The organism is Halobacillus sp. Nhm2S1 (assembly GCF_019599545.1).
Classification (GTDB): Bacteria; Bacillota; Bacilli; order Bacillales; family Halobacillaceae; genus Halobacillus.
The window spans coordinates 1-12823 of sequence record NZ_JAIEZV010000001.1 but is presented as its reverse complement, the minus strand read 5'-3'; the positions used below and the strand labels follow the sequence as shown (position 1 = coordinate 12823).

The window sequence follows — 12823 nt, the reverse complement described above, 5'->3', positions numbered from 1 at the left end:
ATGACAACAAGTTAGTTAGCAAACTTAACTAACTAATCTATTTAAGGAGGAATTTTTTGAAGAATCTTGGTTATGTTTTGTTGGTTATGTTGTTAATGATTTCAGGATTTACTTCCAGTCCCTCAATCAGCTCTGCCAAAGAATCAAACGACTCGGAATTGGAACTATGGGAGTCAGTGGTTCCTTTGACGACAACGGCAAGTTTTATGAATACCGGCGCGCACCCGGATGATGAAAGAAGCCAATTTCTCGCGTACTTATCACGAGGAGAAGGAATCGACACCTCTTTCCTCTTATCTACTAGAGGGCAGGGAGGCCAGAATGAAATAGGAAGTGAGCTTGGTAATGGTCTTGGTATGATCCGCACCAATGAATTACAAGCATCCTCCGATGTTCTAGGGATCGACATCTTCTTCCTGAACCAAGGTTTCGAGGATGATATCAAGGATTTCGGTTTTTCCAAATCTCCAGAAGAAACCCTTGAGAAATGGGGAGAAACAGAAACTTATGAGCGCTTAATTCATCACATCCGTGAGTTCAAGCCAGATGTTCTCATGCCTTCCTTCCGCAACGTAGACTCCCAGCATGGCCACCACCGTGCCATGACCATGCTTACTGAAAAAGCATTTGATGATGCTGCGGACCCCTCAGTATTCCCAGAACAGTTTCAAGATGGTTTAACCACATGGCAGGCTAAGAAGCTTTACCTTCCAGCAGAAAACGAAGAACAAACCACCATCTCCATAGAAATTGGAGAATACGATGAGCATTACGATATGACCTATCCTCAACTTGGAGAAAAGGCCCGTTACTTACATGAATCTCAAGGAATGGGACGAGATGTCGGCGATGGTCCAGTCTCTGTCGATCTTCAACTCGTTAAATCTACCGTAGGAGATATTCCTGAAAAAGAGGATCATTTATATGAGGGAATCCCTTATGACTTTTCAGAGTACACAAGCGAGCTTACAAAATCAGGTAACAAGTATAAACAGAGCTTGAAGAAATTCCAACATAACTTAGAGAAGGTTAAAGAAGCCTACCCGAATCATAATCAAGTACTTACTCATGCCGAAAAAGCTTATCAACACTTACAAAAACTCCAATCTCAAATGGCCAAAGACCACAAACTTCCTGAACAATTAAAAAACACACTACAACACAAACTTGAAGTTAAAGAAGACCAATTAACTCAAACCATTTTTGTCGCGGGTCAACTTGATGTTGAAGTCGAAGTGGATGACTCCCAACTTACTTACAATGACACCACAAACGTAAGCGTGACCATCAAAAACAACGGGGCAGAAAAAGTACGTAATTTGGATGCTTCACTCTCCATTCCCGAGGATTGGGAAGTGAATGACGATCATAAGGACACAACCTTACGATCTGGCCAAACGAAGACTTTTGAATATCAAGTACAAGCAACTTCCAGAGATTATTATGAGGCTTATGATCCTGCCAGTATAACAGCAGAGGTGAGCTTCCAAACGAGAAACAACACGGTAACGAATGAGTACACACCTGATGAAAGAGTGGCCTTATTGCCTGAAGTCTCTTTAAAACCAAATCCACAGAATCTCGTGATCAATACGAAAGACATAGAAGATACTCTTCCTTTAGAAGTGACGGTAGAGAAATTTGCCGAAGGAGAATTAACGACTGATGTTTCTTTGAATTTACCGAAGAATTGGCAGTCAGAACCTGTCACCCAGTCGGTTCACTTTGATGCTGGTGAAAGTGAAAAGATGATTACATTCGATCTGATCCCACCAAAAGATGTAAACGAAGGAGCGTTCAACATAACACCCGAAGCTCACGTGAATGATGTTGAGATCACTACGAATGTACAAACTATTCATTACGACCATATTGGCACAAACTATTATCTTTCCAATGCAGATGTAGAAGGCATAGCTTTCCCTCTTCAATACCCTGAAGGCCTTAAAATAGGCTATGTAGAGAGTGGCTTTGATGAAGTCGCCGATCAGTTAATGAATGTAGGCATGGATATTACTAAACTGAGCGAACAAGATCTATCCAGCGCCGACCTTTCTCAATACGACACCATCGTGACTGGAATTCGTGCTTATCTTTCCAGAGAAGATCTTCTTCAACATAATGAACGCCTTCTTGAGTATGTAGAGAATGGCGGTCACCTTGTCGTTCAATATAATAAACCTTGGGATAATTGGAACCCGGAAACAACCGCTCCTTACAAATTAGTCATTGGCCAGCCATCTATTGAGTGGAGAGTCACCCGCGAAGATGCGCCTGTAGAAGTGCTGAAACCAGAGTCTCCATTGTTTAATTTCCCTAACACCATCCAACAGTCTGACTGGGATGGATGGGTCCAGGAAAGAGGCCTCTATTTCCCAATGGAGTGGAGCAGCGAATTTGAGACATTCGTGAGTGTAGCAGACCCAGGCGAGGAACCTTTCGAAGGTGGAATTCTTATGGCAGATTACGGAGAGGGAACCTATATCTATTCAAACCTCGTTTGGTACCGCCAAATCCAAAATCAGGTCCCTGGGGGATATCGGATCTTTACCAATCTAATCAGTTACCCTTATTACAACAAATAAATAGTATGTTCCAACAAATAACCCGCCTCCTTTTATAAATAGGAGGCGGGTTATTTTATAATTGCTACTGAAATTATCTGCCTGCTTCATTCTTGCGATTACAACCCCACTTGACTGACCGCGTACGATGCATGTTCTTTGCTGAACCCTTCAAAAATCAATTGATCAATCAAACCCTGTCTTGAAAAAGCAGTAAAATCAAGATATTCCTGGGCCTTGATCACCGCCTGTTCCTGCCAATCGACCGAAATATTCTCTACACCATACGTGGCATCTTCTGTGCTGAATCCTTCAAACTTCAATTGATCGATCAACCCTGATTTAGAGAATGCCGTGAAATTAAGATATTGCTCAGCCATAGCAACCGCCTGCTTTTGAGAAACGGTTACGCTGTCTTCTTTAGTTTTACGCTCTGCCTCTTCTTTTGCTTTCCGTTCTGCTTCTTCTTTAGCCTTACGTTCCTCTTCTTCTTTCTTGGCTTTCTCTTCTGCTTCTTTCTTCGCCTGTTCCTCAGCCTCTTTGGCTTCCTGCTCTTTTTGTGCTTTTTCCTTAGCTTCCCGTTCTTCCTGCTCCTTTTCCGCTTGTTCTTTAGCTTCTCGTCCTTCCTGCTCTTTCTGGGCCTGTTCTCTAGCTTCCTCTTCCTGTTTGGCTTTTTCTTCTGCCTCTTTATCTTCAGCGGAAACGTTCGCTGTAACCTCTTCCGTTACAGGAGATTCTTCAATCATTGATCCTGCAATGAATGCTATGACTAAAAAAGCGAACAGACATCCACCTGACTTTGCAAAGTTGTTAAGCCTATTCCCTTTTCCTTTCACGAAGGCTAAAATAAAAAAAGCAATCATTCCAGCGAAAGCTGTTAATAATAAAATTCCCATGAACATTTGAAAAGCTTCATCCTTCGACCCGTCAATCATAACCACGGCTAAAAGTGCAAATAAACACCCGCCTGATTTCAATAAGTACCCAAGTCTTTTTTCCTTGCCTTTCATAAAAGCTAAAGCAAAGAAGACAACCGCACCTGCCAAAGCCGTCAGTAATAAAATCATTAAGATTGTTTCCACTGACAACCTCCTCTGAATTAGTCTTTGAACTCTCCTTCCATTATATTAAGTGATATACGATTCTTTCCTTTTTAATTTGAGCTTTTCACCCGTTTTTTGGTGTACCTGACCATTGACTTCACTACCGCTTTTATTTGATCCACCATAACAGAAAAAACAAAGTGCTGTTGAAATCAAAAAAAAGTGAGGCAGTTGTAACAAACCCTCTGCCCCACTCTTATTCCTAATTCAATTGATGGCCCTAATCATTCGCTCAAATTTAATTCCTCCATTTTAAGTCAATCAACTAATAAATCTTAAACATTAAACCGACGTACTTGCTCATTTAACTCATCAGCTAATTCTGACAACTGACGCGCGCTGTTGGACACCTCTTCCATAGAACTGATGCTTTGTTGAGTCGAGGCAGCCACCTGCTGTACACCAGCGGCGGACTCTTCCGAAACGGAAGCAATTTCTTCAATAGAAGTATCCATTTTTTTACTATGGTCAGCAACCGCAATTAAGTGGGTGGATATATCCTGTATTCTCTCGGCCATGTCACTGACAGAGTTATGAATATGACTAAAGGTTTGACCCGTTTGTTCAATTTGTCTGGAACCTTCTTCCACCTCTTTGTACCCCGTACTTAGAGCTTTGGCCACACCACTTGATTCCGTTTTGATATTGTCAACGATTGTGGTGATATCACCGATGGAACTTGTTACTTGTTCCGCTAACTTCCGCACTTCATCTGCTACGACAGCAAACCCTTTGCCGTGTTCACCAGCTCTAGCTGCTTCAATCGCCGCATTGAGGGAAAGCAGGTTGGTTTGATCCGCAATGTTTTCAATGACTTGCACAAGTTTAGTAACTTCCTGGGATTGTTGGTCTAACCCACTTACTTTATCCACCGATTCTCTTACGATACTATTGATGGTATTCATCTGGGCGACGGATTGCTGCATCATTTTCTGTCCTTCATCTGTAAGAGTAAGAATCTCTTTTGAAGTCAAGGAAATATTTTTACCGTTTTGGTTGGCATCATCAATTTTGCCAACAAAGTCTTTCATGATCTCCGACAAGTCTGTGGCGCTGTCAGCCTGCGACTCAGCTCCTGAAGAGATTTCCTGCATCGTAGACGCGACCTGTTGACTCCCCTCCGTCACTTCGCTTGCGGATTGCGTCAATTCTTCGCTCTGAGCCGTCACTTGGTTAGAAGAGCCGAGCACACCTGTCACTAAAGAGCGTAAGTTGTGAGTCATCTCATTTATTGATTCAGCCAGCTGGCCGATCTCGTCTTCACGATCTACCTTAACTTCTTCCGTTAAGTCCCCATCACTTACTCGCTTCACCGACTTCAGTATAGATGTTATCGATTTGTTCAATTTATTCCCGAAGATATAAGCGAACAAAGCGCCTAACAATAAAGCTACCATTAAAAAAGCACCCAGGAACAGGTTAATGGTGCTTTGTAGATCGTTCACGAATTGGGTACTCATATCAAGGCCTACAATAGCATCTGTGCCCTCTAAAGGAAGAAAAATGGATTTGTGTACGCCCCATTCGTCTTCATATATAGAGGTTACGACCATCTCATTATTAGTGAACGCTTGGCTTTGTTCACTAGTAAAAGGAGACTCCATCATCAGGTCCTCCGTCCCATTCAAGCTTACGATGTAATCCTTCTCATTTTCTTTAGTCAGTATATAAGCATATTCAAGACGGTCTTTCCCTTCCATGAATGCATCCAACGAGTTGATCAATGCCGAATGGTTCCCATCAGGATTATCGATAACCGCATTCACATTTTCGGCATCAATTGTACGAACCAACTCCTCCCCGTTTGTTTGAAGAATTTGTTCAAACTGAGGAAGAACATAGTCATCAATAATATGTGAAGAAAGCAGCTTCACGAATACAAAAACCAATCCCCCTAAGATCAGGATCGGTGTAATGAAGCTCAAAAACAGTTGTGACTTTAGAGACTTCTTAAGATTCAGTGAGGTGAACTTCTTCATTTAATCGCCTCTTTTTCCGTCTTCAAATTCATGTACAGGGATAAGTCCAGCTGTAATAGTCGATCGATTTCTTCTAAATCTTCCGCTTTAAAAAATATCACAGCAAACGTACGATCTGTAGAAGACTCAATGATTCTGTATTCAAGCACCTCACTAAATTCTTTTCTAAGCGAGTCGTGGTCGATATGCTCTACAAGATTGATACTTATATCATTGGGTACTTCAGCACAGAAGAATCCATACAGAGATTGATCCTCACGATTTATAATCGGCCCCCAATCAGGTTTCCTATCTAAATAATAATTTTCAGAAGCGTTTATACCATAGGCATGGTAGCTGACATCCGTGGTGCCGATTCCAGCAAAACGAAGAGGATTCAGTTCAATTGGAATCATCCCTTTATCTGACTCTCGAACCTCTATATGGAAAGGATAATTCCTTAATCCTAATTCTTTATTCAACCGCCGAAGATACTCTATGGATTCGTCTTTTACTTCTTCCATAATCCCGCTGGACGTGTAATAAATCCGATCTGATGTATCCTGATCATCAACAAAGCGTCTTTTGAGGATATTCAGGATGACAGGTTCACCCTCTTGATCGTAATAGCAGTCTAAAGCAAACTCCTGGCCTTGTATCCATTCTTCGATAATGATTTGATCGCTGTCTACGACCGTGTCAGAATATAAGTTCTTCGCTAATAAAATGTCACAGGAGAGATCCTGGACGGCCTGGTCCCAATCCTTTTCCTCTTTCACTATATAAACGCCTACACTTCCATATCCTTTATTTGGTTTAATGACGACAGGAAATGGAATCGATTCCTTATCCATTTTTATTAACTCGTCTATATTCAACAAACGATAAAAGAAATGCGGATTAATGGAAGACGCGATCCTTCTAAATTCAGCTTTATTTTTAACTAACTTTGAAGCTCTAACATTTGGATGATGACGATCGTTAAATTCCAAAAGATCTAAACAGTCTTCAGAAGTCGTTAACACTTTCGAACCCACCTCCAAATTCAAGGGCCTTTGATCATTCAAGTAATATATAGGAATATGATTGAATAGGGCGGTTTGGACTAGGACTGGTGATACAATTTTTCCGTCGGTGATAAGCATAAAGTTATGCCTCCTCATTGTTATATTACAAAAATTTATTTGGCACTTCTTATATATCGTCCGTACTACCGCCTTTTTAAGGGAATCAGACCAAGTATAGTCATTTAAGTAAAAAAGACCTAAAAACCTACAAAATAATACCATCACTTTTATAGAGCAGGCATTTTCAGAAGCCCTTTTCCAACAACGTTTTTTTAGATAAAGATGTAGTCTGATTTAGAGCGAGAAATCGTCGAGAGGTTTGTTAAGTTCTACAGGTGATGATCTTTTACAATGAAGATGTTATGAGAATAAAAATGAATGAGGCTACGGGTAAGAAAAAAAGCAATCGAGTACGGGCGGAATTCAGTACTCGTCACATCAAAGCACCACGAGGAGGAAATACCTGAAGTACTTGGTGATGATGTTGAAGGTTTTGAGCTCCTTGTTTAAATATAAAAGAACCCATCTAAAGAAAGATGGGTTCGTTGGTTTCTTAATGGAAAGCCAAATGATTACAAGGTACAACCATTTCCTTTTGAAAAAGAAGCCTGGATTGCTTTTTCCCTACAAGAGGAAGAATGATTATTGTTCAGGTGTAAGAATAATTATTCCCCATTGTTCTTTCATCCGAAATGGACCACTATGTACGTACCACTTTTCTCCATGAGGCCTTCCTACCCATAAGTAGGAAATGGACTCTGACGTTAACCTGCTTACCTCTTCAAAGGGGATCCTTGCATTTAATTCTATGATTAAAGAACCATCGATTCTTTGAAAACACTGCCCAGAAAGTTCCATTCGTTTATTATTGAATTGCAGTGCATTAAATCTCATCCGTTCACCCCGTTGAATATTTTAGACATAGAGGAACATTATACCAATGAACACATTCGGGAACAAACCCTCTTTATAAAAATGAGTCGATTGTATTAAATGTGATTCCCCCTAGATTCGCCTTCCATTATTACCTAGGAATTTATTATCCTCATCTGCTTACCATTTATGATCGTTTTCAGATTGTTTAGCGAAAAATTTAACAGGGCTATATGAAACTGTTGTCACGAACAACTTCCAATTAGATTCAATCATATAAGCAAGCCACGCTTTCGGCTTACTTTTTGTCGAGTTCAGTCACATCATAAAAATGGAGATGACAAGCATGATTGAAGTCGCGTAGAAACTCATTTTAATTATGGAAAAGGGAGAGTTTTCAAATTTAGAAACGATACAAAGCATCATAAAATAGGTAATAGAAATGAAGAGGACAGCCATCAAATACATGATCCAACGATGTTGCTCAACTAAGGTAAAGATGTCACCAGTAAATCCAAATAATAATATGGCAAATATAAGAATCACTAGGGAGAGACCAAATACTTTTATTCCGTTTCTCCAAAATTTATTTTGAAATATATTCATGTTGCTTTTCTTTAGCTGACAATAGATCCAAATATAATTGAAGCTGACCGTTAACAAAATCGCTACAGCAAAATAGATTTGCATCATGATAGAAGAGCCATTTGATAAGAACGCATCAAAGAGCATGTACCCCATTTTTTCGAACAGCATAATAAGGGTTATTAACGCTGCTACGTTTACCCATTGTAATAGGCTCCATGTATTAATCATATTTCCCCTCCTAGAATTACATTTTCTCTACTCGGAATAGATTAACATAAAACGCCATACATTTAAGGGATTACCAGTTGGGAATCGACTATCCATTAATCTTTCTTCCACCCTAATCCCCCTGGCCTTGTATTCATTAGTTCCGATTTCAACTGCCCTCGTATTGTATAGGTTAAGAGCAACTCACGGCTTTCACCTATCCTCATAGAACCAACTCTGATATGATAAGTCTGGGGTGACTATAGACACAGGTATAAGGCTAGGGTTAGGGAGACCAATGGACGTAAGGAAGATCATATGCCAACTGCAATACTAATAGATAATACTCGAGATAAACTAAGATTGAAAAGTATATTAGAGAGACACTCCTATACAGTTTTGGCGGAAACTGAAAATGGCACGGAAGTCCTCTCACTGTATGATCGCTATCAACCAGATCTAGTGCTTATGGATGTTCAAATCTCAGTTATGCAAGGTCTAAAATATCTAAAGGAACTCCGCAGTAAGCACCCAAAAGCACAGGTGATTGTATGCTCTGAACACAGTGACATCCAATTACTTGACCAGTGTGCCTCTATAGGAGTGATCGACTTCATTCAAAAGCCACTTCTCCATAGATTGTCTCCAGCTATAGAAAAATTAGATCATAGATAAATCACCCTTACTTGTCAGTGTATTTCCATACACTGGCTTTTTTTATGTATAAATGTTCGTTCCCTGCCCATAATGTAGAAGGTGACTCTCACATACATCCCTTACATCTAGCTAATGCGATGAGTCCCTCTCTTAGTTTCGCCAGAGTTTTGCTCTGGCTTTTTTCTTTGCTTAAAAACACGTGCATCCGAGTCGATTTTACTATACTAAGATAATTTCATTGGGTAAGGTAACAGAAGGGTGAACAATAAAGGGGTATAAAAAGAAAAGACGTAAGGGCGAATGTATGATTAACGCACTAATTATTGATGATTCTTCCTTGGTGAGATCATGGTTGAAAAAGGTATTAAAAGTCGAATCCATTCAAGTGATCGCTGAAGCTGCGAACGGAATGGAAGGGATTATTGAATATAAGATTCATAGCCCCCACCTAGTCATACTAGACTTTGTCTTACCTAAGATGAATGGACTGCAGATCCTCATTCAATTAAAGAGGATTAACCCTGACGTGAGGGTCATTGTCTGTTCCTCTCTAGGAGATGCATTCACAATTGACAAATTTGCTAAGCATGGAGCCTATGACTTCATACAGAAACCTTATTTTGAGCGCCTACCAACCGTTATCACCAGGCTGAAAACAGTGATGATAGAGTAACCCATTTCACCCTACTGGTTAGAGATGTATTCTTTGAGCTTTTACGTCTTTCCTCTAAAACCCAAGATTAGGAATTATACCCTGGGACGTTTTACCTGTTTCAAACTGCCACTATAAAATCAATCAAAATGAAAGGATTTTGTAAAGACATGTGTTAACCTTTAGTTGTAAAATCATGGGCGGAGGATTAAATATGGATGATATTTCAAAGTTAGAAGAAAAAATAGAATCTGTTCGACATGAATTGTATGATGCCTATTTAAGTGGAGCAGACGATGAGGAAGTTTTATATATATCTCAAAAGTTGGATAAACTTCTCAATCAACTCCACTCCTTACTCTAGATGTGCCCCTCCCATTACTTGTTTTTAAAGAAGGAAAGATAAAAAAGACCTGCTAAACCAGCAAAAGTAAAAAACAGAATGATCGGACCCAGCAAGCTATCATTGGACAGGAAAGAGTTTAATGCCATCTACTTTCAGCTCCGAAGAAGTAATTTTATATATTATTTCCAAATCTCGCTTTTTTCATTCTTTTCCATTTATTTCGGAAAGAGCTTAGTATGAAAAAATCCTACTGGACATTCGCCTTAGAGAAAGAGCGCTTCATAAGTGAAGCGCTCTTTTATACATAACTAATAATTTAAATGTCCTCTTATTAAAGTGGATTCCTCTCGTTTCCGTCTCTGACCCTTACTCTGCTAGATTGAATGCAGCCATTCAAGAGATTTGCTATTAGCCAAAATACCTATGGTAGAACGTCTTTGCTTCTGTCACATCCTTTGTTCCATGGATCAAAGCACGACCATCCGTCTATCTTCCGTTGTAAAAGTAAAAGAGCGATTGTAACTGAATTGCTCTTTATATCGAGCAATTTCAATCGGTTACTTTTCAGTCGTTAATCCAGATCTGAGAGTGAAATTCTATACAGCTTGTCATCATTTTCCTGTGGATCGCCACGCCCATCTGTATTATTACTAATGAAATAAAGATCCTTATCCTTAATCTGTACATCGCGAATCCTTCCAAGACCAGTGATCACTTCACGGTATTCACCTGTTTCAAGATTAAATTCTAAAACGGCCGAACCCCTTAATGCTGCAACAAACATTTTCCCTTCAAAATTGTCCATTCCAGAAGGTGCCCAGGTGAAGTTGTCTCCAGAAGTGAATCGAGGCGAAACCATTCCCTCTTGTTCTTCAGAGCCTTCTATAACCGGCCAACCGTAATTTTGACCAGCTTCAATCAAATTAATCTCATCGTTTGCATTATTCCCGTGTTCACTTGCATACATCGTACCATCTGACAACCAAGTCATCCCTTGAGGGTTGCGATGTCCACGGCTATAAACATAGGAACCCGCAAATGGGTTATCATCTGGGATCGATCCATCCGTATTCATTCTTAAAATTTTTCCACCTAATGAATCTAGGTCTTGTGCTATTTCAGGATCAGAAGCATCCCCAGCTGTAGCAAAGAGTTTTTCATCAGGGCCGATTTTAAGTCTTCCTCCATGATGGTAAGTACCACTGGGGATTTGGTCAAGAAGCAGATCCTCTTCTCTCCATACACGATCTCCCAACCGAAGCGTTACGATACGATTAAATTGTTCTTCACCATCTTCATACGTGTAATAGGCATAGGCAAGGTTCGATTCGGAAAAGTCAGGGGCAAGAACAAAACCAAGCAATCCTGCCTCTGAAGCTGTGGATACATCTTCTTCAAGCTCTACTCTTTGCCTTTGTACTTCCCCATCTTCTATTTTGACAATGTTCCCTGATCTTTCTGTTAAATAAAAGGTATCTTCCCTTTTTTCGATGGACCACGGAACTTCCAGGTTATCTGCAATAACTTCCAAACCTTCAGCAGGTAGTGGCGATTCTTCCTGTTTATTATCGCCCGAATGATCAGAGCAACCTGTTATTAAAAAGAAGACAGTCATTGATAACGCTAAGAGTTTTTTCAACTTTATATCTCCTCTCTCTTCTATCTCCTCTGAAGTGAGGGGCTGATCATGTGCTTCCTCATTTCAGTCACGTCCGTCTACATGAATGGTGTGTTCTATTTGGAAAAATGCTATATTTTATGTGTTCATAAATCAAGAATTGAAGCGCATGAACCGTCACCGCGCTTCAATTCTTTAAGCATCCTAACCGGGAAATTATCTCAGCTCAAATAGTTCAAACGATCCCTTAGCAAAGTCATTTCCTCTTTCATACGAATCACATTTATTTTCTTAATTTAGTTACTTCCCATTATACATGAGAAGACAGAGAGTAATAATGTCAGAGATTCTTCGATAACGTCATTCAAATGAATACAGACCATACTACCTTTTCAATCGGACTCTTCTATAAGAGATCCCGTATCTATAAAAAAAGAAGCGCCTCAAAGGAGACACTTCCTCTTTGTTAATTATTTATGGAATGCTAAATATGTAGCTTCTCTTTCCGACTAAACTCAAGGCTGCCGAAGATGAAATTCAGCCTTTATTAAAGGTGCCTGACTCCCATCACGTTAACACTTTTTGGGGGGCAAGCACTTTTTGCTGGCTCTCCCTCTACACCAAAATGAGAATACAATAAACCCTTCAGGAGATGAATCCTGAAGGGCTAATGGATAATGTGGCGGCGTCCTACTCTCACGGGGGTAAACCCGACTACCATCGGCGCTGAAGAGCTTAACTGCTGTGTTCGGCATGGGAACAGGTGTGACCTCTTCGCCTTCACCACCACATCAATATAAAGTTTGAAGTAAACCCACAAAACTAGTATCACTGTTTTCACTTATTATGGAGGTTTATAGAAAATAATTGGTTGCGGGGACAGGATTTGAACCTGTGACCTCCGGGTTATGAGCCCGACGAGCTGCCAGACTGCTCTACCCCGCGATAATGTGGGAAACTTTATTTGCTCCCATAATATGAAAATTTTTTTATTCCCATAAGTTCAGGTGAACCCTCAAAACTGGATAAGGAAACATCTTTTATGAAAAGCAACGTTCTTCACGAATGATTATAATCAGATAGATAAGTCATCGATCCATTAGTATCCGTCAGCTCCACGTGTCACCACGCTTCCACCTCGGACCTATCAACCTCATCGTCTCTGAGGGATCTTATTACCTTATAGGTAA

At 40.2% G+C, this 12823-nt stretch carries 10 protein-coding genes, 1 tRNA gene and 2 rRNA genes; 4 read left to right on the top strand and 9 right to left on the bottom strand.

Translation table 11 applies throughout. The features are described 5' to 3' along the window. The first annotated feature begins 56 nt into the window (after window positions 1-56). Window positions 57-2585 (top strand): PIG-L family deacetylase, encoded by a 2529-nt coding sequence (locus K2225_RS00065; RefSeq protein WP_220582953.1) that lies wholly within the window; start codon window positions 57-59, stop codon window positions 2583-2585. A 98-nt stretch (window positions 2586-2683) separates the two neighbouring features. Here the strand turns inward: K2225_RS00065 and K2225_RS00060 are convergent, their stop codons facing one another. The 5 genes from K2225_RS00060 to K2225_RS00040 form a co-directional block, all read right to left on the bottom strand. Then, window positions 2684-3646, bottom strand: coding sequence for an Ltp family lipoprotein (locus K2225_RS00060; RefSeq protein ID WP_370632667.1), 963 nt, complete (start codon window positions 3644-3646; stop codon window positions 2684-2686). 296 nt (window positions 3647-3942) lie between these two features. Beyond that, entirely contained in the window at window positions 3943-5646 is a 1704-nt protein-coding gene (locus K2225_RS00055) for a methyl-accepting chemotaxis protein (RefSeq protein WP_220582952.1), read from the bottom strand. After that, window positions 5643-6770, bottom strand: a complete 1128-nt coding sequence (locus K2225_RS00050) for an ATP-grasp domain-containing protein (protein WP_220582951.1) — start codon at window positions 6768-6770, stop codon at window positions 5643-5645. The genes K2225_RS00055 and K2225_RS00050 overlap by 4 nt, the downstream gene beginning before the upstream one ends. A 564-nt stretch (window positions 6771-7334) precedes the next feature. Continuing rightward, window positions 7335-7586 (bottom strand): hypothetical protein, encoded by a 252-nt coding sequence (locus K2225_RS00045; RefSeq protein WP_220582950.1) that lies wholly within the window; start codon window positions 7584-7586, stop codon window positions 7335-7337. A 297-nt stretch (window positions 7587-7883) separates the two neighbouring features. Beyond that, window positions 7884-8381 (bottom strand): hypothetical protein, encoded by a 498-nt coding sequence (locus K2225_RS00040; RefSeq protein ID WP_220582949.1) that lies wholly within the window; start codon window positions 8379-8381, stop codon window positions 7884-7886. 297 nt (window positions 8382-8678) lie between these two features. On the opposite strand from K2225_RS00040, the gene K2225_RS00035 reads away from it, so the two are divergent. The 3 genes from K2225_RS00035 (at window position 8679) to K2225_RS00025 (ending at window position 10033) form a co-directional block, all read left to right on the top strand. Beyond that, complete coding sequence (locus K2225_RS00035; RefSeq protein ID WP_220582948.1) at window positions 8679-9035, top strand: response regulator transcription factor; 357 nt, start codon at window positions 8679-8681, stop codon at window positions 9033-9035. Window positions 9036-9321: 286 nt separating this feature from the next. Beyond that, a complete protein-coding gene (locus tag K2225_RS00030; RefSeq protein ID WP_220582947.1) occupies window positions 9322-9690 on the top strand; it encodes a response regulator in 369 nt (122 codons plus the stop codon). Window positions 9691-9883: 193 nt separating this feature from the next. Continuing rightward, window positions 9884-10033, top strand: coding sequence for an aspartyl-phosphate phosphatase Spo0E family protein (locus K2225_RS00025; RefSeq protein WP_220582946.1), 150 nt, complete (start codon window positions 9884-9886; stop codon window positions 10031-10033). A gap of 553 nt (window positions 10034-10586) precedes the next feature. Here the strand turns inward: K2225_RS00025 and K2225_RS00020 are convergent. The 4 genes from K2225_RS00020 to K2225_RS00005 all read right to left on the bottom strand — a co-directional run. Next, window positions 10587-11654 carry a PQQ-dependent sugar dehydrogenase gene (locus K2225_RS00020; RefSeq protein ID WP_255574052.1) on the bottom strand — a complete coding sequence of 356 codons (1068 nt, stop codon included), beginning with the start codon at window positions 11652-11654 and terminating at the stop codon, window positions 10587-10589. 656 nt (window positions 11655-12310) lie between these two features. Next, window positions 12311-12424, bottom strand: a 5S ribosomal RNA gene (rrf, locus tag K2225_RS00015). 77 nt (window positions 12425-12501) lie between these two features. Then, window positions 12502-12578: transfer RNA gene (locus tag K2225_RS00010), tRNA-Met, on the bottom strand. A 134-nt stretch (window positions 12579-12712) separates the two neighbouring features. Beyond that, window positions 12713-12823, bottom strand: a 23S ribosomal RNA gene (locus K2225_RS00005); the annotation flags it as partial.